The 21594-nt window shown below is 33.7% G+C and carries 16 protein-coding genes; 4 read left to right on the plus strand and 12 right to left on the minus strand.

The window, feature by feature from the left end; translation table 11 throughout:
• Positions 1–7 precede the first annotated feature (7 nt).
• The 9 genes from asrB to ygeW form a co-directional block, all read right to left on the minus strand.
• Positions 8–799: an anaerobic sulfite reductase subunit AsrB gene (gene asrB / locus DMR38_RS12185; protein WP_127721575.1), complete on the minus strand. Its 792-nt coding sequence runs from the start codon at positions 797–799 to the stop codon at positions 8–10.
• A complete protein-coding gene (gene asrA / locus DMR38_RS12190) occupies positions 800–1801 on the minus strand; it encodes an anaerobic sulfite reductase subunit AsrA (RefSeq protein WP_127721576.1) in 1002 nt (333 codons plus the stop codon).
• A 166-nt stretch (positions 1802–1967) separates the two neighbouring features.
• Positions 1968–2657, minus strand: coding sequence for a Crp/Fnr family transcriptional regulator (locus DMR38_RS12195; RefSeq protein ID WP_127721577.1), 690 nt, complete (start codon positions 2655–2657; stop codon positions 1968–1970).
• The gene (gene hydA / locus DMR38_RS12200; protein ID WP_127721578.1) at positions 2641–4053 is read right to left on the minus strand and encodes a dihydropyrimidinase; all 1413 of its coding nucleotides are present in this window, start codon (positions 4051–4053) and stop codon (positions 2641–2643) included. The genes DMR38_RS12195 and hydA overlap by 17 nt, the downstream gene beginning before the upstream one ends.
• 316 nt (positions 4054–4369) lie before the next feature.
• The gene (arcC, locus tag DMR38_RS12205) at positions 4370–5320 is read right to left on the minus strand and encodes a carbamate kinase (protein WP_127721579.1); all 951 of its coding nucleotides are present in this window, start codon (positions 5318–5320) and stop codon (positions 4370–4372) included.
• A 21-nt stretch (positions 5321–5341) separates the two neighbouring features.
• On the minus strand, positions 5342–6562 hold the full coding sequence (locus DMR38_RS12210; protein ID WP_127721580.1) for a YgeY family selenium metabolism-linked hydrolase: 1221 nt from the start codon (positions 6560–6562) through the stop codon (positions 5342–5344).
• Positions 6563–6589: 27 nt separating this feature from the next.
• Positions 6590–7918, minus strand: coding sequence for a putative aminohydrolase SsnA (ssnA, locus tag DMR38_RS12215; RefSeq protein WP_127721581.1), 1329 nt, complete (start codon positions 7916–7918; stop codon positions 6590–6592).
• A 31-nt stretch (positions 7919–7949) separates the two neighbouring features.
• The gene (ygfK, locus tag DMR38_RS12220; RefSeq protein WP_127721582.1) at positions 7950–10964 is read right to left on the minus strand and encodes a putative selenate reductase subunit YgfK; all 3015 of its coding nucleotides are present in this window, start codon (positions 10962–10964) and stop codon (positions 7950–7952) included.
• A 31-nt stretch (positions 10965–10995) separates the two neighbouring features.
• Positions 10996–12192: a knotted carbamoyltransferase YgeW gene (ygeW, locus tag DMR38_RS12225; RefSeq protein WP_127721583.1), complete on the minus strand. Its 1197-nt coding sequence runs from the start codon at positions 12190–12192 to the stop codon at positions 10996–10998.
• Positions 12193–12725: 533 nt separating this feature from the next.
• Between ygeW and DMR38_RS12230 the strand changes: the two genes are divergently transcribed.
• From DMR38_RS12230 to DMR38_RS12245, 4 genes are all read left to right on the plus strand, one after another.
• A complete protein-coding gene (locus DMR38_RS12230) occupies positions 12726–14081 on the plus strand; it encodes a nucleobase:cation symporter-2 family protein (protein WP_127721584.1) in 1356 nt (451 codons plus the stop codon).
• A gap of 163 nt (positions 14082–14244) precedes the next feature.
• The gene (dpaL, locus tag DMR38_RS12235) at positions 14245–15426 is read left to right on the plus strand and encodes a diaminopropionate ammonia-lyase (protein ID WP_127721585.1); all 1182 of its coding nucleotides are present in this window, start codon (positions 14245–14247) and stop codon (positions 15424–15426) included.
• A gap of 441 nt (positions 15427–15867) precedes the next feature.
• Positions 15868–17472: a D-aminoacylase gene (locus tag DMR38_RS12240; RefSeq protein WP_127721586.1), complete on the plus strand. Its 1605-nt coding sequence runs from the start codon at positions 15868–15870 to the stop codon at positions 17470–17472.
• A gap of 155 nt (positions 17473–17627) precedes the next feature.
• On the plus strand, positions 17628–17894 hold the full coding sequence (locus DMR38_RS12245; RefSeq protein ID WP_127721587.1) for a hypothetical protein: 267 nt from the start codon (positions 17628–17630) through the stop codon (positions 17892–17894).
• 279 nt (positions 17895–18173) lie between these two features.
• On the opposite strand, the gene DMR38_RS12250 is transcribed toward DMR38_RS12245, so the two are convergent.
• Genes DMR38_RS12250 through DMR38_RS12260 form a run of 3 tightly spaced genes read right to left on the minus strand, consistent with a single transcriptional unit; the run spans position 18174 to position 21567 of the window.
• Positions 18174–18992 carry an FAD binding domain-containing protein gene (locus DMR38_RS12250; RefSeq protein ID WP_127721588.1) on the minus strand — a complete coding sequence of 273 codons (819 nt, stop codon included), beginning with the start codon at positions 18990–18992 and terminating at the stop codon, positions 18174–18176.
• Positions 18986–19453, minus strand: a complete 468-nt coding sequence (locus tag DMR38_RS12255) for a (2Fe-2S)-binding protein (protein ID WP_127721589.1) — start codon at positions 19451–19453, stop codon at positions 18986–18988. The genes DMR38_RS12250 and DMR38_RS12255 overlap by 7 nt, the downstream gene beginning before the upstream one ends.
• Complete coding sequence (locus DMR38_RS12260) at positions 19453–21567, minus strand: xanthine dehydrogenase family protein molybdopterin-binding subunit (protein ID WP_127721590.1); 2115 nt, start codon at positions 21565–21567, stop codon at positions 19453–19455. Before DMR38_RS12260 ends, DMR38_RS12255 begins: the two co-directional genes overlap by 1 nt.
• Between the last annotated feature and the right edge of the window lie 27 nt (positions 21568–21594).

Here is a 21594-nt window from a genome sequence, read left to right on the forward strand (position 1 = left end):
TCCTTTTTTAATCCATTAAAAGTTTAGCTTTAACATAATTAAATACCGGACCGTCAAGGCAAATATATGTATCGTCCATTTTACAATGACCACATTTTCCTAAACCACAGCACATCTTTCTTTCATAAGAAACCCAAATATTTTCCTCTTTAATTCCCCTCTTCAAAAATTCTGCTATAGTAAATTTAAGCATTATTGGAGGACCTACTACTACTATCTGAGCTTCTTCCACATTATTTATATTTAAATCTTTAATATAAGTAGTAATTAAACCTACATTCCCACCATAACCTTCACAAGCCTTGTCCACTGTTAAAGTAACACCAACATTTTTTCTCCATTCTTCTATATTCTTTTTAAACAATATATCCTCTGGTGACTTAAATCCCATTAAAACATTAAAATTTGTAACTTCATTTCTATTATCAGCAAAGTAATCTATAATACCTTTTACCGGTGCTAGCCCAGTTCCTCCTGCAGCTACAATAAGTTCTTTTCCCTTGTATGTCTCTAAGTCAAAACCGTTTCCATAAGGTCCCCTCATAAATAGAGTATCTCCTACAAAAAAAGTATGAATGACATCTGTAACTACTCCCACACGTCTTATAGTTAAACCTATATATCCATCTCCTATTTCACATACAGATATAGGAGCTTCTCCATATTTAGGTATGGAAACCTCAAAAAATTGTCCAGGCTTCACAGCTCCTTCAAATTCCATTTTAAATGTATAATCAATATCCGTATGTTTTGTAATATCTAATATTTTACTAGCCTTTGGCAAATATACATTTTCCATTTATTTCACCTCTCCCACTGCATCATTCAACTTGTTAACACAATTTGAAAAAGATATATATTCTGGACATGCATCATCACATCTTCCACATCCAACACACATGTTATATCCAAATCTTTTCTTAAAGTCATAAACTTTATGCATAACTTTAAATCTCATTCTCTGTCCTTTATCCTGTCTAAAACTATGTCCCCCAGCTATATCCGTATACCCATCAATCTGGCAGGAAGTCAACACTCTTCTTCTCTCTCCTACATTTTTATTATCTTTATAGAAAATATCCTGCATATTAAAACATGTACATGTTCCACAAACAAGGTTACATCTTCCACAAGAAATACATCGTGAAGAATACTCTTCCCACAGTGGAGCATTAAATACACTTACATCCATATTTTCAGGAATTTTAACCTTTACATCATTTTCTGTTACAAAGTTAGGTTCTACATTACATTCTGTCATTCCATCAAAGTAATTTTTAAAGCTTTCATCTTTACACTTTACTGAAACTTTCCCATCCTTATACTTTACAAATAAGTCATAGTTTTCTGTCTTATTACTGCCCATACTTACACAGAAACAGTTTTCAAAGCTGTGCTCACATTCCATAAGTACAAATTTTACTTTATCCCTTACTTTTTTATAATAAGGATCTTCTACACCATTTCTCAAATAAATTTCATCAACTCTCCTTACAGCATTGATGTCACAGCTTCTTAAAAATATCAATATCTTTTTGTCATCCACTTTTGGTTCCATTACAGAATCTTCTGTAAAATAAAACAAGGTTTTAGTTATTGGAAGTATCACTTCTTTTGGTGAAAAGTTTGATTTTTCATCAAATATTATTTCTTCAATAGTATTTATCTCTGCATACCTAACTACATCTGTATCCGAAAATCTTCCCTTACCCTTTAATTTCACTGGAGCATAGATTTTGTACTCTTTTTGCAGCTTTTTTAAAAAATTATCAAATTCCACATTACTAATTTGAAATCCCATTCGTCAATTCCCTCCTTAGAATTTTTATAAACCTAACAGCATGTAATCATCGTTGTTATATATTTAACATATCATAAATGTAGAAAATTTAACGTGATACAAATCACGTTATGGTCAAAAAATAAAAAACTGCATTTGCATCATTTTCTGCAAATACAGCTTTCCACTAAACTCCCCTGAAATACATTGACAGCACCTTGGGATCTATAACTATTATCTTTTTATGATGAAATTTTATCATACCTTTTTTTTCAAAATTGTTCATGCATCGTGAAATAGTCTCTCTTGTACTACCAAGCATCTCAGCTAAATATGTTATGCTTATATTCAAGTCAATAACTATGCCTTCTTTTGTTTCCACTCCGTAATCTCTGGACAATTTCCAGAGTTTTGCTGCAAGCTTTTTATCCATTTTTATAGGTACGGTGTTTTTCAATTGCCTGTAGAGTCTTCTTATTTTTTTAGCCATGGAATTAATTATAATATGCGTAAGTTCAAAATCCCCTGCCATTATTTTTAACAAGTCATTTCTAAAAAAATACAATATATAACTATCTTCAAAAGCTTCACAACTTATGGATGCAGGTAAATTGTCAAAAATGACTTCATTTATAAATTCTCCTCTGCCTAAAATATATACAACCCTTTTTTGTCCATCTTCTGATATCTTATACATAGTTACTTTTCCACTTAAAACAATATAAATTTTATCCACTTTGTCTTTTTCGCAAAACAATTCTTCACATTTAGTAAGTTTTATCTTAAAAGCCTTTGTCTGCATCAATTTCAACGTAGATTTGTTTACTTTTTCAAATAAGGGAATTCGTCTAAAATCATCATCAGAAACCTTTGTCATAACTTATACCTTCTGGCTGGGTTTTCCTATACAAATATTTCCCAAGAGGTTTATCTTCAATGAATTTTCCATTAAATACAACCTTATTTCCTCTCAAAAAAGCATGCAGCACTCTTCCCTTCTGTTCAAAACCTTCATAAGGAGTGTAATCTACATTTTGCATTTGATTTTTAACACTAATAACTTTAGAAAAATCAGGATCCCATACTGCAATATCAGCATCGCTGCCCACTGCAATAGTTCCTTTCTGTGGAAAAAGCCCAAATAATTTAGCAGCATTAGTCGAAGTAAGTGCAACCATTTCATTCATACTTATCCTGTTTTTTAACACTCCATACGTATACATAAGCCCAATTCTATGTTCTACACCTGGAGCCCCATTTGGAATCTTGCTAAAGTCATCAATGCCAACTTCTTTTTGACCTTTATAATTAAAAGAGCAGTGATCTGTTCCAATGGTCATTATCTCTCTGGAGCTTATCCCCTTCCACAATGCATCATTATCATATGTTTTTCTAAGGGGAGGTGACATTACATATTTTGCTCCCTCAAAATTATCGCTGTCCTTATCTCCATAGCAAGAATCGTCCAGCAGCAGATACTGAGGACAAGTCTCAGCATAAACTTTTATTCCCCTCTTTTTAGCATCTAAAATACTTAATAAGCCTTCTCTAGTACTTAGATGTACAATATATACTGGTGCATGTGCAATTTCTGCAATATTAAGAAGCCTTACAATCGCCTCTTTTTCAACTAAAGCAGATCTTGTCAATGGATGATAATAAGGGGATTTGTTTCCCTTTGATTTAGCTTCACTTATAAGTGCTTCTATAATATCACCATTTTCGCAGTGAAAAGTTATCAAGCTCTTTAACTCTTTACTTCTTTTTAAAACTTCAAATATTACACCATCATCTACCTGAAGCGTTTTTTTATAGGCCATATATAATTTAAATGAAGTTACCCCTTCTCTAACCATATCTTCCATTTCATAAGATGTCTTATCATTCCAATCCGTAATACCCATATGAAATCCATAATCACAATAGCACATTCCGTCTGATTTTTTATGCTGCTTTCTTAAGGCTTCTTTTAGTGTCTCTCCCCTATTTTGTGTAGCATAATCTAATATTGTAGTGGTACCTCCAACTAAAGCAGCTTTTGTTCCAGTTTCAAAATTATCTGCAGTTACGGTAGAACCACTTTCCAAATCAAAGTGGGTATGAGTATCTATACCACCCGGTAAAATATAGCATCCTTTTACAGATATGACTTCATCTCCACTTTTTTTTATATGATTTCCTATTGAAACAATTCTTTCATCTTCTATTCTTATATCTGAACAATAAGAATCCACAGCAGTTACAATTTTTCCGCCTTCAAGTACTATACCCATAATCAAAGCCTCCTTTTTATATATTTTAACACAAAGGCATAAAGTATAATTAACTTAACTTTTACAGTTTAAAAAAATTACGATCTAAATGAATTCACAATTCACAGTTCATAATTCACAATTTCGGTAGATTTTTCTCCGCTGTACTACGAAAAATTTAAAATTTGAAGCTTATTGAAGCTTTGCTTCAATAGTGCTATATTTTAGATTTTCTGAAGTTTTAACGGAAGAAAATCATCCTTAATTGTGAATTAATTGCTTCGCAATTTTCTTATATTAAGTGAAATTTTCGTATGTGGGAAACTTCAGCAATTAATTATCTATCTAAAGTAATAACTGTTCCCGTCTTACCTTCAAGGGCATCTTCACCTTTGTAAAGTGAAGTAATTATTGACTTATGGCGGGAATTTGACTTTGCAAACATCACTGCTGCTTTTACTTTTGGGAGCATTGACCCTGGAGCAAAATGACCTTCTTCAATATACTTTTCTGCTTCTGCCACCGTAATGTGACTAAGATCAATTTGATTAGCTTTTTTGAAATTAAGTGATACTTTTTCAACTTCTGTAAGTATCATAAGAATATCTGCATTTACATCTTCCGCAAGTCTTTCAGCTGCAAGATCTTTGTCTATGACTGCCGCAACACCCTCTAATGATCCATCTTCCTTTTGGGCAACAGGAATGCTTCCACCTCCAGCTGCCACGCAAATAGTAGAATCCCACAACACTTTAATTGCCGGGAGTTCAACTATTCTCTTTGGAACTGGCGAAGCCACTACTCTTCTCCACCCTCTTCCAGAGTCTTCTTTCATCACGTAACCTTTTTCTTTCTTAAGTTTTTCCGCTTCTTCCTTACTATAAAAAGTACCTATGGGTTTAGTTGGATTTTTAAATGCAGCATCATTTTTATCAACTATTGCCTGAGTTATAAGTGTTACCACTGGCACTTTCTTGTTTCTCTTATCTAAAGCCTTTCTTAGTGACTGCTGAATGTGATATCCTATATATCCCTGGCTCATGGCACTGCATACATCAAAAGGCATGGATGGTGTAACACTATTAGCTGCTTCCGATGCAAGCAAAATTCTTCCTACTTGAGGACCATTTCCATGGACTATTACAAGCTCGTATCCCTTACAGCTTATATCTGCAATATATTCGCAAGTTTTTTTTATTACTTCTAGTTGTGCCTCAGCTGTAGCTTTCGTACCAGGTTCTTGAAGTGCATTTCCACCTAATGCTATAACCAATTTACAAAATCCCATTATAACATTCCTCCATAAGTCTTATTTGTCTGTATAATTATTTACATAGGATATTGGAATAAGTGCATACATTGCTGCACATTTCACTAATTCATCTTTCCAGGTCTTTTCATTAGGTGCATGTGCTTGATCTTCGTGGCCTGGTCCAAAACCTATACATGGTATTTTATATCTTCCCATAATGGAAACTGCATTTGTAGAGAATGTCCATTTATCTACCTTTGGCTCACTCTTAAATAAATCCTTATAGCAAGTTACAACATTTTGACATACTTTATGGTCTTCAGGCAGCACCCAAGTTGGGAAGAAACATTCCGTTGGATATTTTAATCCTGTATAAGAAGGTCTTTCATAAGTGTACATTTCAACTTCAGCCTTTGCAGCCTTAACCGAAGGTAACTTCTTAATTTGATCAATTGCATACTCCCAGGTTTCACCAGCAGTAAGCCTCCTGTCAACAGAAATGCTGCATCCATCTGCTACGGCACATCTTGAAGGTGATGAAAAGAATATTTCAGATACTGTTAGTGTACCCTTTCCCAAAAATTCATCATTGATTAATTTTTCATTTAAATCCTTTAGCTCATTTAATATAGGCGCCATTTTAAAAATTGCATTATCTCCTCTTTCCGGTGCAGAACCATGGCAGCTAATTCCATGGGTTGTAACTTTTATCTCCATTCTTCCCCTATGTCCTCTATATATATTTAATGAAGTTGGTTCCGTTATAACTACAAATTCTGGCTTTACTTTATCTTCATTGACTATATACTGCCAGCATAAGCCATCACAATCTTCTTCTTGAACAGTACCTGTTACTACTAATGTATAATCCCCTTCAAGTCCAAGATCTTTAATTATCTTACCTGCATAAACCATGGAGGCCATTCCTCCCTCCTGGTCTGTGACACCTCTTCCCAAAATAATCTCATCATCTTCATAGCCTTCATAGGGATCATATTTCCATAGATTTCTATCGCCTATCCCTACTGTATCTATATGGGCATCCATGGCAATAAGGTGTTTTCCATGTCCTATATATCCAAGTACATTACCCATGGGATCTATCTCTACTTTGTCAAAACCTACTTTTTCCATTTCCTCTTTTATTCTCAGTATAACTTTTTCTTCGCCACAGCTTTCACTTGGAATTCGAGCCATGTCCCTCAAAAATCTACATATTTCAGGTTTATATTTTTCTGCCATCTTTAATATTTCTTCTTTATTCAAATCCAATTTCATTTAAAATTCCCCCTATTTCACCTATCTTTAGAAACGCTTCCAGAGATCTTGTGCAAGTTCCCTGCTTCTTGCCATAATTCTTTCCTCGTCAACATCTACAAGTTTTCTATCTTCCATAATAACTTTACCATTTATAATTGTTGTATCTACACAACGTCCATTAATGCCAAATAGTAAGTGTGAATTAATATTGTTTTCATTTATTGGTGTAGGTGCATTGTAATCTACAATAATTATATCTGCCAGTGCTCCTTCTTTTAAAATGCCAATTTTTCCATCAATAAATCTTTCAACAATTTTTCTATTATTATAGAAAAGCATTTCTGGAATTTCAGTCCAAGCTACAGTAGAATCTCCGGCAGCATGTTTATGAATAATATTTCCAACCTTATAAGATTCCATCATATCTGAAGTATAGCCATCTGTACCAAGTCCTAATAGAATTCCTTTTTTATACATTTTAAGTACAGGAGATACACCTACAGCATTACCCATATTGGATTCAGGATTGTGAACAACTATTGCATTTTTTTCTTTGATCAAGTCTAGTTCTTCATCAGAAACATGAATACAGTGGACTAAAATTGTCTTATCAGAAAGTGCTCCTGCATCATACCATCTCTGTACAATGCCCTTGCCATATTTTTGTTTAGTTATTTCCAGATCCTGTATTCCCTCTCCTGTATGAACATGAAAACCTGTATTTAAATTTTCTATGGCATCCATACATTTTTCCAAAGTTTTATCTGAAATTGTCATAGAAGCATGAAGTCCAAACATACCTTTAATCATGTCATCTTTTTTATCATTACAATACTTAATGAAGTCCACATTTTCAGCAATACCTTCATCAGTAATTTTTTCTCCGTCTCTATCTGAAGTTTCATAACATAGGCTGCTTCGGATACCTATCTTTTCTGCAGCCTCAGCTATCTTAAATAAACTGCCTTTAACTGAATAAGCACTTGCATGGTGATCAAAAGCAGTTGTAACACCATTTCTAACTTCATCAATCATCGGTACAATAGCACTATAATAAATATCCTCTGGAGTTAATACCTTATCGAGTCTCCACCACAATCCTGTAAGTATGTCCATAAGATTTTTTGCTGGAGGACTGTCATTAGCCATCCCCCTTGCAAAAGTACTATAATAATGCATATGGGTATTAATAAATCCTGGCATAACAAGCCTACCCTTTGCATCAATAAATCTTGCATCTTTATATTTTTTCTTCAATTCTTCTGTCAAGCCAATTTCAATAATTTTATTTCCAGAAACAGCAATACATCCATTATCAATAATTGGCCTAGCATCATCCCTAGTAATAAGCTTACCATTCCCAATTAATAGCATACATTTCCCCTCCTAAATTCCAAATATTGGGTTACAGCATATAACTGTACTTATCTATGCAACTTTTAATTATACATTCCATTTCTTTTGAGATAATATTATCCTCACCAACAGTGTACATGACAACTTTGCCGCTTTCCTCTCTAACTTTACAAATGCCTTTTTTAATATCAATAACACAAAATCCCTTATTCGTACTATTTTCAAAGTCATTTTCATTCCAGAAGACTGTCACTTTATCTTTATACGGATTTCCCTTATATGGACAGAAAACTGCACAATTTCCACATTCATTACACATACCATCTAGATGTATAATCTGATGAGGAGAAGAAAAGCCTCCTACTTTAATAGCTACATTTGCCCTATTTGGACAAACATCAACGCACAATTCACAAATATTGCTGCAGGAAAGACATCTTTTATATTCTTCTTCACAGCTTCCAGGATCACTTAGTATACCCTTTCTACTATATATTTGTTTTTCATCTATAGGGATAACTTTTTTTTCAAAATCATTGTTCAATTTTTCTTTTGACAATATATTCTTGGCAACTGCCTTTCCATCTGCTATTGCCTTAACAATAGTGGCCGGTCCACATTTAGCATCGCCTGGAATATATACATTGGAAATATTAGTTTCACAAGCCTCATTCAGTTTCGGGAAATCCTTAGAATTTAATTCTATTCCATTTCTATTTAATAAATCACTATCCACTTTTTCTCCTACGGCAACAATAACCGTATCTGCATCTAATACAACCTCTTTGCCAGTTGAAACAGGACTTCTCCTACCTGAAGTATCTTTTTCTCCTAATATCATCTCTTCACAAACTAATTTATTATCTTTAATAGCTATCGGTTCAAGAAGTTCTTTAAATACAATGCCATCAGAAATAGCTAACTTTAATTCTTCAGAATCTGCAGGCATATATTCCTTGGTCCTTCTATATACAATTGAAACAGTATCCACTCCAGCTATTCTCTTGGCTGCCCTTGCTGCATCCATTGCTACATTTCCGCCTCCAATAATGAAAACATGCTTTCCTAAATCAATGTTTTCTTTTTCTGCTTTATATCTTTCAAGAAACGCGATGGCATTCACTGCTTTTTCCTTACCTTCTTTTAAAGATAATTTTCCTGGTTTCCAGGCACCTATTGCTAAGATAATATAATCATATTTTTCTTTCAATCCATCTATATTAAAATTCTCATTAATTCCAAATTTAAATTTCACTCCTTGTTTCTTTACAAGCTCAAAGTCATGGTCAATCATCTCAGACGGAATTCTAAAATCCGGAATAACATACCTTACTACACCATAAGGTTTTTCTTTTTTATCCATTACAGTTACATCCATACCATTTCTTCTCAAGAAAAGAGCTGCTGAAAGTCCTGCAGGACCTGCACCTATAACTGCTACTTTTTTATTATTTCTTATATCTTGAGGTTTGATATTTTCAATGTACTTCTTCTCAGCATTTAAGACAGCAATTTTTTTCATGTCTCTAATTAAGACAGATGAATCGTAGTCCAATCTAGTACACTTAAACTGGCAATTGTGATTGCAAATAGTTGCTGTAATTGCCGGTGAGGCATTGTCCTTAGCAATTATAGAAAAGGCTTCATCATATTTCTTTTTACCTACTAAAGCCACATATTCAGGAATTTGCTGATTTATAGGACATCCTATGCTGCAAGGTGCTGTCATACAATCATAAGTAGGAAGTTCCTCAGAAATTTTTCTACTTTCTACAATTCTTGAGTTTTTAAGATGATGACCATCTTTTAAAGTTTCTTCTGCCAATTTTGATAACATATCTGTATCTATTCCTGAGAATTTACCTTTAAGCTTTTTCTCTACCTTCTGAGCCATTTGCGTTATTCTCTCATATCCACCTGGCTTTAAGATAGTGGTTGCAAATGTCACTGGCTGAATTCCTGTAGTTAAAATTTTATCCACATTAAAGAAATCTGCTCCTCCTGAATAGGATACCTGCAAATCTCCACTAAATTCTTCAGCTAATCTACTGGCCAAGGATATTGTAAGAGGGAAAAGAGAACGTCCTGACATATACATTTCTTCTCCAGGTAATTCTTTGTTTTCAATTTTGACTGGTAAAGTGTTAGTAAGTTTAACTCCTATTTCTAAATTCAACGTCTTTGCAGTATCTTTCAAACGCTGGAGCATTGCCACAGCGTCCCCATACTGTAAGTCATTTTTAAAATGATCTCCATTTAATGTTATATAACCATATCCCATTGTGTTAAGCGTATTTCTAACAAATTTTTCTCCTAAAAGAGTTGGATTCATCTTTATAAAAACATTTAAATTCTTTTCTTTTAGTAAATAATTTGATATCTTTTCTATTTCCTCTGGAGGGCATCCATGCAGCGTAGATACTGTAATAGACGAACAGACAATTGGAGATATTTCTTCTAAATCTTTTTCATTAAAATTGGAGAACAAATTCATATGAGAAATAATTACTTTTTTACACTCATTCCATACTTTTGTATTAGAGGCATTTCTCATGCCTTCAATGTAGTTATCCATTTTAGAAGATTTAATACCATCTAAATCATATCCTACACTCATATTAAACATGAAATCTCTTTGCCTGCTTAAATTAAGTTCCTTCATTAAAATATGAAGCAAGAACCAGGCTTTTATATACTCACAGAAAGCCTCAGATACTTTTAGTTCCGTAGACCATTCCACATTGTAGCATTCATCTTGTGCACAAATACAAGGTTTAGCTACTGCTAGATCTTCTCCATCAATAACCTGTACTGTTTTTAATTCAATAAATCGGCTCCCAGTTAAATAGGCAGAGACAATGTTCTGAGTCAATTGAGTGTTTGGCCCAGCAGCAGGTCCAAGGGGTGAAGATAGCTTTTCACCAAACACTTCAATTGATTTTCCACTTTCATTTTTATAAAATTTATCTTTATGAATTCCAAAAATAGATTCCTTTCCTTTTAATTCTTTTATAACCCAAATAAGCATTTTTTCAAAAGAAATAGGGCGCATTCTATCACTCATTTATATTCCCCCTAAGATATACTTTTACATTTTATTTTGCTAAAAATCTCGGTGGCTTTGAATCAATAATCTCTGTAAGTGTTTTTACAGGATCTTTCACCTTACTTAAAAAAATCATTGAAGCAACAATGTAAGGTTTATATCCTGCCTGTTTATAAAGTTCTTCACGATAACGATCAAATACAGAAGCAGCTACTTCACCTTGCTTGCAGCTTACTCCCGTAATATCTGCAGGTAAACAGTGCATATATAATGCTTTAGAATCTTTAGTGAGCTTCATCATTTCTTCTGTGCATTCCCAGTCCTTATAATTTGCATTTTGATTTAGCAGCTCTTTTTCAAGTACCTCTATTTCATCAAATTTACCTTCTCCATATAAGTTAGTACGCTTTTCCATGGCTGCAAATGGAGCCCAGCTCTTTGGATAAACTATATCTGCATTCTCAAAAGCTTCTTTCATGGAGTTAGTTTTAATAAACTTACCTCCACTTATCTCAGCATTTTTTCTTGCAACATTCTCTACTTCCGGCAATATATCGTATCCTTCAGGATGTGCAAGCGTAACTTCCATACCCATTCTCGTCATTAAACCAATAATTCCTTGAGGTACGGATAATGGTTTGCCATAGGAAGGAGAATAGGCCCAAGTCATAGCTAGTTTTTTGCCTTTAAGATTTTGAGCTCCACCAAAATAATGAATTAAATGGAGTAAATCAGCCATACATTGAGTTGGATGGTCTATATCACACTGAAGGCTTACAAGGGTAGGGCGCTGTCCAAGAATCCCAGCTTTATATCCCTCTTGAACTGATTCTGATACTTTATGCATATACTTGTTCCCTTTGCCTATAAACATATCATCCCTAATGCCTATAACATCTGCCATAAAAGAAATCATATTTGCTGTTTCACGAACAGTTTCGCCGTGAGCAATCTGTGACTTTCCTTCATCAAGATCTTGAACCTCCAGGCCAAGTAAATTACATGCACTTGCAAAACTAAATCTTGTTCTTGTGGAATTATCACGGAATAATGAAATTGCTAGTCCACTATCAAATATACGCGGTGATATATTATTTTCCCTCATCTGTCGTAAAATATCAGCTACTGTAAAAACTGCCTTAAGCTCTTCGTCTGTTTTTTCCCAGGTTAAAAAAAAATCATTACTATACATATTTTTATAATCTAGTTTTTTTAAATTTTGGATAAGTTCTTTTAATTTTTCCATAAGATATGCCTCCTAATTGCAATGATTGAATTAGTATATTTTAACATTTTAATATCGATATATTTTGTCTTAGATATGGTATATTTAAAAGTTGGACTAACTAGTTAGTATAATTTGATTTTATAATAATAAAATATCTTTGTCAACATTAAAATATTTTTCTTTTAAAGTAAAATAATGTTTAATATTACTTAGAGTTTCTATATTGTACAATTTTTGTTTAATTACAATATTGACAAAATACTATTAATATTATTAGAATAAATTATACTAACTAGTAAATCCATTTTATATTTACAATTCACTATAATGCTTTGCTGTAATGTGTTTACCTATTACTTCTCAGGTACAGGCATCTTAGATATCTAACTCGACTCTTATTCCCTTAAAAAAACAAAAACCAAAATTCATCATTTTTATTAATTTCTTTTATGATATGTATAAGGTCGAGTATTAGATTAGATAGTAATTAATTCAACTTTCATATGTGCAAAAGTTGAAATATTAAATAAATTTAATAGGGGGTTTTACAAATGTCAGAACAATCTGTAAAAAATGTAGACAAAGTAAACGAAATGCTTCCTCTTCCAAAACTTTTTACCTTAGGACTACAGCACGTACTTGCAATGTATGCAGGTGCTGTAGCCGTACCTTTACTTATTGGTGCTTCTGTAGGTTTGACACCCAGACAATTAGAACTTTTAGTAGCTGCAGATTTATTTACTTGTGGTATTGCAACTTTAATTCAAGCAATTGGTATAGGACCTTATGTAGGCATTAAGCTGCCTGCAATTTTAGGGTGTACTTTCGCTGCTGTTGGTCCACTTATTATTATCGGCAAAAGTTATGGGATGCCAACAGCCTATGGTTCCATAATAGTAGCAGCTCTTGTTGTGGTATTAATTGCACCAATATACGGAAAAGTGTTAAGATTTTTTCCAACAGTTGTAACAGGTACAGTAGTCACTATGATAGGTCTTTCTCTAATTAACGTGGGCATTAATAGTATTGGTGGTGGTTCAGGAGCTAAAGATTTTGGAAGCATTTCTAATCTTTTACTCGGCGCATTTGTAATGATAGTTGTTATATTCTCCAATAAATTCTTTAAAGGATTTTTTCAAGCAATTTCTGTTTTAAATGGAATTATTTTAGGCACAATAGTGGCTGCATTTATGGGGAAAGTAGATTTTTCAGTAGTTGCAAGTGCACAATGGATAAGTTTTGTTCGTCCATTAAATTTTGGTATACCAAAATTTAATCTTGCCTCTATTATTATGATGACCTTTGTCATGCTTACAGTAATGATCGAATCAACTGGAACATATCTTGGAATAGGTAGAATATGCGAAAGAAAAATTACAGAAAATGACATCGTACGAGGCCTTAGAGCTGAAGGACTTGCCACAATTCTAGGTGGTATTTTCAATTCCTTTCCTTACACAACATTCAATCAAAATTTGGGACTTCTAGCTTTAAGTAAAGTAAAAAGTCGTTTTGTAGTAATCGTTTCCGGTTTTATTCTCATATGTCTTGGATTGATCCCTAAATTTGCAGCTTTAGCTACAATCATTCCCCAACCTGTTATAGGTGGAGCTACAACCATAATGTTTGCAATGGTAGCCGTAGCCGGTATACAAATGCTCTCAAGTGTAGACTTCGACAAGAATTCAAATATGCTGGTTGTTGCCTGCTCTATTGGCATAGGTCTTGGAGTTACTATTGTTCCTAATATACTTGATCATACTCCTCAATTTTTCAAATCAATCTTCAGTAGTGGTATAGTTTCTGCGTCTGTAGTTGCAATAATTCTCAATGCATTTTTAAATCACGGTGAAAAAAATGTTACTAATATTGAAGTCTCCTCTGAAAATACTCCACAAAAATATTAGTAGTGCCTGTTAAAAGCACGCAATCTACTATTTAAAACCATTCATGCCAATATATTGACATGAAGATAATTCAGAATTATAATAAAAGTGGATTAACTAGTTAGTAATGTTTATTTAAAATTGATTTATTATTAAAAATTTATAATTTGGAGGCGACTTGTTGTTGAAATGGATTGTTAATAATAAAAAAGATGTTAAAGCACATACACCTTTATTAAGCAAAAAAAATTTATGTGAAGTTAAAACTTTCCATGAAAGTTTTGAACAATATAAAAAAACTCCTCTTGTTAAGTTGGATGGATTGGCAAACTTTTTAGGACTATCTAATATCTTTGTAAAAGATGAATCTTTTCGTTTTGGATTAAATTCATTTAAAGTGCTGGGAGCTTCTTATGCCATAGGAAAACATCTCGCACAAAAATTAGACAAGGATATATCAGAACTTCCATTTTCAGTACTAAAATCTGAGAAAGTAAAAAGTGATTTAGGGGACATTACTTTTGTTGCCACTACAGATGGAAATCATGGACGAGGGGTAGCCTGGATGGCAAAACAAATGGGATACAAGTGTATTGTGTACATGCCTAAAGGAAGCACTCAAAACAGATTAAACAACATAGCTGAATTTGGCGCAGATGTCAGTATAACTGATTGGAATTACGATGATGCAGTACGTTTTACAGCCCAGCAAGCTTCTAAAAATGGATGGGAAATCATTCAAGATACAGCTTGGAAAGGATATACTGAAATTCCCAAATGGATCATGACAGGATATTCTACTCTAGCACAAGAAGCTATTGAACAGTTACATGGAACTATTCCAACTCATATATTTTTACAAGCAGGTGTAGGAGCCTTTGCTTCAGTTATAGCAAGTGTATTTGTTTCTACATTTGAAAAAAATACACCAAAAATTATCATCGTAGAACCTGAAAAAGCTGATTGTTTTTATAGATCCTGCAAAGCAGGTAAAATTGAGGCGGTCACAGGAGAAATGAATACGATAATGGCTGGACTTGCCTGTGGTGAACCTAACCCTATGGGCTGGGATATCTTGAAATACTGTGCTGATGTATTTGTATCAGTCCCTGACTGGGTAACAGCAAGAGGAATGCGTGTCTTAGGAAATCCTCTTAAAGGTGATGATAGAATAATATCTGGAGAATCAGGAGCTGTAACAGCAGGACTCCTATCCATTTCTTCAAAGGATAAATATAGGGACTTACGTGAAACATTGAAACTTGATGAAAATTCTAACGTTTTACTCATTAGTACAGAAGGAAATACTGATCCGAAGGTATATAGAAACATTACTTGGGATGGTGACTATCAAAGTTTAATATAAATAACCTAAATGAAAAATAAACTTATACTCCGCATATTTTTACAACCACAAGCCCTGTTAAACATTTTGATAAGTCTAAGCAGAAAATTTATACAAATCTAGGACTTTTGAAAACTCGTACCTCAAACAATTCAAAAGTCCTAAGTTTTGTATATAAATTTTCCACTAAGACTTATATGCAAAATGTTTAAATGTGCTTGTTTATTGTAAAAATATTTCTACGTATAAGTTTATTTTTATATAGTGAGTACTCAACTTTCACACATGTAAAGTTTCGACTTAATATAAAAGAATTACCAAGCAGCTTTTCAAAGGACAGAGGACAAAGGACAGAGGACAATGAAGGTAAGTTTTCCTTCCTTACGTAAGAAAACTAATTTGTTTTTAAGCTGCAAAAGTTGAGTTGATTCTAATTAAAATTTTAAAAAAGAGGTAATTTAAATGTTAGACATTTTAATAAAAAATGGTTTAATTGTAGATGGTACAAATACTACTCCTTATACTGCAGATATAGGAATTAAGGATGAAAAAATAATGAGTATAGGGAGAAATATATCAAGTGAAGCAAATGAAGTTATTGATGCCTCTGGATTAATAGTTTCTCCAGGGTTTATTGATGTACACAGCCATAATGATCTAGTACCTTTTACTTGTGAAAGCCTTAGAAATTCAAAGTTACTTCAAGGGGTTACTACTGAACTTGTGGGTCAATGTGGCTTAGGAATTTTTCCATATATAGAAAGTCAGAATACTGCATGGAAAAATTATGTTGTTGGAATAGTTGGAGGTGCTGATCTAAAATGGCACTTTTCTGACCTGAATGAGTATATGACTAAAATCAATTCAATGGGATTAAAAAACAATTACGCTTCATTAATTTCTCAGGGTGCTGTCAGGACAAGTGTAATGGGATTTAGCCCTAAAATACCTACGCAATATGAAATTGACCACATGTGCAGGTTAGTAGATGATGCTATGAGAAAAGGTGCTTTTGGAATGTCTCTAGGTCTTCAATATATGCCAGGTATTTTTAGCTGCAGAGATGAACTAATTGCTATGTGTAAAGTTGTAAAAAGTTATAATGGAATTGTTATGGTTCATGTTAAAAATCACGATAACACTATTAATAATGCTTTAGGAGAAATTATATCGATTGCCAGAGAATCTAATGTAAAGCTTCAGATTTCCCATATGAGATCTTATAATTCAAGTAAATTAGGCTTGAATGCTGACTCACTTATCAAAATCATAGAAAAAGCAATTGATGACGGTATAGACATTACTTTTGATGAACATCCCTATCTCTCCGGCAGTACCTTAATGACTCAACTTTTACCACCCTGGCTTACAAAAGAAGGAGAAGGTACCTTATTAGAAAAATTAAAGGATGCTAAAGTATTAAATAGAGTTAAAAATGAACTTTCTAATACAAAGATACATTACCCTGCGTGGGATAATTACAGTGCAATAGCTGGTTGGGATGGTATACTCATCACTTCACTTAAAAAAGATAAAAATTTGAAGTACATTGGAAAAACCGTTGGCGACATTTCAAAAGACTTGAGAATACACCCGGTAGACTTTATATCTAAACTACTTATTGAAGAAAATGCAGGAATTGGAATAGTAACCTTAAACATATTTTCAGAAGAAGACACTATAAAACTCATACGCCATCCTCTACAGATGGTATGTTCAGATAGCATACCTGCAGGTGTTCCACATCCACGTTTCTATGGTAATTATCCTCTTTTCATAGGTAAATTTGTACGACAAAAAAAGGCTATTAGCCTTGAAAATGCCATATACAAATCAACATTATTTCCTGCAGTTACTCTAGGTTTAAAAAATATTGGTAAATTAGCTCCTAACAATATAGCAGACATCACTATATTTGATTTTGACAAAATCACAGGTTATGAAGATTATAACAGCCCAACTAAACCGCCTGTTGGTGTAAAATATGTGTTGTTAAACGGAAAACTTGCTGTAAAAAATAGGATTGTATGTAAAGGAAATTACGGTAGAGTTATAAGGCACACGTAATTATATTTAAGTTAAGAGTTAAATATTAAAAATTAATAGTTACTAATATTTTAATTTAATATTATATTTTCCATAAATTTATTTTATTGCCATACGATATAACATGAAGTTAATGACTATAATTATACTTATAGAAACTTAATGGGAGGAGTATTGTGGAAATAAAATTAGATTATAAAAATGCAAGTAACAAAATAGTTATCAATCCTTATAATAGTAAAGTTTCCAATGATTTTAAGTCATGTATACATGAAATGAATCCATGTATACATTCTCCAGATGAATTAAAAAGTGGTGTGTTTGCTAATGCACCTTATAATGTTAGAAAATCTTGGATGAATGTATTTAACAGTTTACCAAAAGAAGACAAGCTTTATGCCGCAACAATTCTACTTGAACTTAGTCAAATTAAATCAGGGTAAGTTAAATCTAATAACAATAATATTAATAACTACAGTGATGATATTAATGGATATGTAGACTTATCAAGTGATTCTTAGGTTCAGATGGAGTTTTCTTATAAGGATGACTTTCTCCAGCTGAATCTTAGAAGAACTTATCCAGGCGCGTAGCAGTGCTTATCCCCCCACTTTGATAAAAGATGGGGGGGTATTAGCAATGGTAGCGATCGGATAACAAATTTCTAGTGTAATGAAATTTGTTAGTATATGTCTGGTATAAGTTAACTTTTTACTTGGAAGTTAAATCCCATTGCTTTCAAGGAAATCACGAAGTAAATTCATACATACAATCTTTCTATATTCTGCTGAAACCCTTCCTTTTATAGGGATAATAACCTTATCATATGCTGCAAGGTACTCCTTCTTAACAGCTTTTGCTTCTTCGATAGTCTTACCAATGAGCATTCTATCAATAACAGGCATCCTTATAACAACATCTTTAACTGCACCAAATGCTGTACTGCAATTACAGATTTTATTGTTTTCTACATTAAGAATACCAGCAAAAGATACCCTGGAAATTGCTAAGGCATTTCTTGCCCCTACCTTTTTATAATAATAATTGTCAAATCCTTCTTTATTCATGAGAATTTCAACAAGCAGTTCATCTTTTTTGAGGGAAGTCTTTTTTCTACCAAGATAAAATTCATTAATAGGAATAATCCTCTCCTCTTTACTACTTACAATACGCAGTTTAGAATCCGTAACAAAAAAGATAAGTGCACTATCTGCTTTAGGTGAGCCATTACATATATTCCCTCCAACAGTGCCTAAATTTCGAATTGCAGGTGCTGCAATTTGTGATACTGCTTCTTTTAAAATAGCAGGAGTCAATTGATTTTCAATAATATCCGTAAAAGTACACCCTGCACCGATATGAATATACTCTTCATCCTCTACTATATTTTTCATCTCAGATACTTTGTTTAAGAACAAATATCTAGCATTTTCATCTGCCTTAATCATTAAATCCGTACCTCCTGCATAAGGAGTAACCTCCTCTTTTGCAAGAATATCCAATGCTTCCTTTAAAGATGATGGTCTATAACTATTTACCATAAACCTTTCCCCTCCTTTGCTGCAATACCAATAGCTTTAACAATAGCATTATAGCCAGTGCATCTACATAGATTTCCAGAAATGCCTTCTCTAATCTCCACTTCTGTAGGATCTGGATTTTTAGAAAGTATGCATTCAGACGCAAGTATCATACCTGGAATACAAAAGCCACACTGTACAGCACTAACAGAAGCATATGCCTTATCAAGAACTTCAAAACGTTTAGTTTCACGATATCCTTCAATAGTCATAACGCTACTACCTTCTATACTGCCTACTGCTACCATACAGGAATTAACTAGTTTGCCATCAAGTATAACAGAACAGGCACCACATTCACCTTCCTTACAGCCGCACTTTACACCAGTAATGTGTAACTCATTTCTAAGTACATCAAGCAAACGCTCACTTCCCCTGGCAGTAGATGTAACTTCTTTTCCGTTAAGAATAAATTTTATCATTACTTAAGCACCTCCTGCAAAACCTTCATAGTGTCCTCTTGAGTAAATGGAGCTTTATTTAAGTCTACGTCAAGTGCATTTTCCATAGCTTCCACATAAGCTGGAGCTGCACCAACAAGAGGAAGCTCTCCAGCACCTTTAGCTCCATATGGGCCACAGCTATATGGATTATCTACTATTTCAGTTACAAGCTTCGGAACATCTACTGCTGTAGGAATAATATAATCACTATAGCTATTATTACGTATTATGCCTTTATCATTGCATTCCATCTGCTCCATGGAAGCATATCCAATTCCCTGAAGAAAACCTCCCTGCATCTGTCCTTGTATAATGTTCATATCAATAGGAACACCAACATCAAAAATACCCCATGCTCCAATTACCTTTGTAATAGCAGTAAGTGTGTCCACCTCTACTTCAATAACATTAACAGACCAGGAAAAGGTTGGATATGCATCTCCTTTGAATTTTTCAAGGCTAAATGGAATTATAAAGTCAGGCTCCACAAAATGTTCTTCTACAATCTGTTCTTCTCCAGTTTTCCACTCTCCTTTCAATTTCTCTGCTGCACGCCTAAGCAATTCTCCAACTACCATTAAAGAACGGCTTGCTACAGTAGGCCCTGAGTCAGGTACATGGTCTGTATCCGGATTATTTATAAGCACCTTATCATAAGAAATTCCAAGGGTATCTGCAACAATTTTAGAAAAAGTAGTTTTAATACCCTGACCTATATCCGAATTGCTTACTAAAAGTTCAACTGTATCATCTTCATTTTTTCTAATTTTTACAACAGCTTTTATGAGATCACGTTCTCCACTTCCTGTAAAACCACAGCCATGGAAAAATAATGACATGCCAATACCCTTTCGGTATCGTCCCTTTTGATTTTTATACATCTGACGTTTTTTACGATAGTCAGCAAGTTCATCAGCTCGCTTAATCATTTCAGGCAGAGATACATGGAAATGATACTTTCCACTTGTAGAAGTAGAATCTCCCTGTTTAACAATATATTTTTCCTTCAGTTCAAGGGAGTCAACACCCATTTTCTTTGCAATGTGATCCATCATCATCTCTACTGCAAAGAAAGTCTGTGGAGCACCAAAACCACGGTATGCACCACAAGGTACTGTATTTGTCTTAACTGCACGTCCCACAATACGCAAGTTTTCTACTCGATATACGCCGTTTGCACAAATTACTCCACGCTGTAAAACAACAGGAGAAAGGGTTGTATATGCACCACTATTAAACAGTACGTCAATATCCATACCTGTAATCTCACCATCTTTAACTGCTACTTTATAGGTACAGATAGATGGGTGACGCTTTGAGGTAAACTCCATGTCTTCACGTCTATCAAATATTACTTTCACTGGTTTGTTTGCCTTTTTAGCTGCCACTGCAGTTTGACATGCAAGTATAGAAGGAAAGTCTTCCTTACCTCCAAATCCTCCCCCAGTAACATCCTGAATAATCTGAATATTTTTTTCATCATATCCTAAAGCTTTGGAAACTGCACCATACACATAGTAAGGACACTGCATAGAACCACGTATTGTCATTCGCCCATCATGTGGATAAGCAATTATCCCCTGAGTTTCAAGATACGCCTGTTCTTGATAACCAGTTTGAAATGTCTCAACAAAAACCTGATCAGCTTCTTTTAAAATCTTACAAATGTCTCCTTTTTCACACTTATAATGGAAAAATACTGTATTAGATTTTTGCATATCCAAAACGGGAACCTGTTCTTCATATACTACAATAATTTCACTTAAAATTCTATTGACTTCTTTAAGGCTAGGTCCCACAACCATCAAAATAGGGTCACCTACATATTCCACAGTATCTTCAGCATAAACGGGTGTATCATTTTCCACAATTGCAACACGATTTACACCTGTTACATCATTTTTGTCAACAACAAAGTAACCATCAGGTAATTTAGGAATACTGATATTAATTATTTTTGCCCTTGCCTTTGTGGAATGCAATAATTTGCCGTAAAGCATATCATCCATCACATGATCATCTACATAAAGGGCCTGGCCACTTATTTTTAATTCATGATCTTTTTTCTTTACAGACTTACTAATGTTTTTCATACAATACCTCCCTATATTCAATTCATA

The organism is Clostridium sp. AWRP (assembly GCF_004006395.2).
GTDB lineage: Bacteria > Bacillota > Clostridia > Clostridiales > Clostridiaceae > Clostridium_B.

Excerpts from the sequence above, each read along its gene's own strand:
- asrB (WP_127721575.1), bottom strand. The coding sequence starts at position 799 with ATGGAAAATGTATATTTGCCAAAGGCTAGTAAAATATTAGATATTACA.
- asrA (WP_127721576.1), bottom strand. The coding sequence starts at position 1,801 with ATGGGATTTCAAATTAGTAATGTGGAATTTGATAATTTTTTAAAAAAG.
- DMR38_RS12195 (WP_127721577.1), bottom strand. The coding sequence starts at position 2,657 with ATGACAAAGGTTTCTGATGATGATTTTAGACGAATTCCCTTATTTGAA.
- hydA (WP_127721578.1), bottom strand. The coding sequence starts at position 4,053 with ATGGGTATAGTACTTGAAGGCGGAAAAATTGTAACTGCTGTGGATTCT.
- arcC (WP_127721579.1), bottom strand. The coding sequence starts at position 5,320 with ATGGGATTTTGTAAATTGGTTATAGCATTAGGTGGAAATGCACTTCAA.
- DMR38_RS12210 (WP_127721580.1), bottom strand. The coding sequence starts at position 6,562 with ATGAAATTGGATTTGAATAAAGAAGAAATATTAAAGATGGCAGAAAAA.
- ssnA (WP_127721581.1), bottom strand. The coding sequence starts at position 7,918 with ATGCTATTAATTGGGAATGGTAAGCTTATTACTAGGGATGATGCTAGG.
- ygfK (WP_127721582.1), bottom strand. The coding sequence starts at position 10,964 with ATGAGTGATAGAATGCGCCCTATTTCTTTTGAAAAAATGCTTATTTGG.
- ygeW (WP_127721583.1), bottom strand. The coding sequence starts at position 12,192 with ATGGAAAAATTAAAAGAACTTATCCAAAATTTAAAAAAACTAGATTAT.
- DMR38_RS12230 (WP_127721584.1), top strand. The coding sequence starts at position 12,726 with ATGTCAGAACAATCTGTAAAAAATGTAGACAAAGTAAACGAAATGCTT.
- DMR38_RS12240 (WP_127721586.1), top strand. The coding sequence starts at position 15,868 with ATGTTAGACATTTTAATAAAAAATGGTTTAATTGTAGATGGTACAAAT.
- DMR38_RS12250 (WP_127721588.1), bottom strand. The coding sequence starts at position 18,992 with ATGGTAAATAGTTATAGACCATCATCTTTAAAGGAAGCATTGGATATT.
- DMR38_RS12255 (WP_127721589.1), bottom strand. The coding sequence starts at position 19,453 with ATGATAAAATTTATTCTTAACGGAAAAGAAGTTACATCTACTGCCAGG.
- DMR38_RS12260 (WP_127721590.1), bottom strand. The coding sequence starts at position 21,567 with ATGAAAAACATTAGTAAGTCTGTAAAGAAAAAAGATCATGAATTAAAA.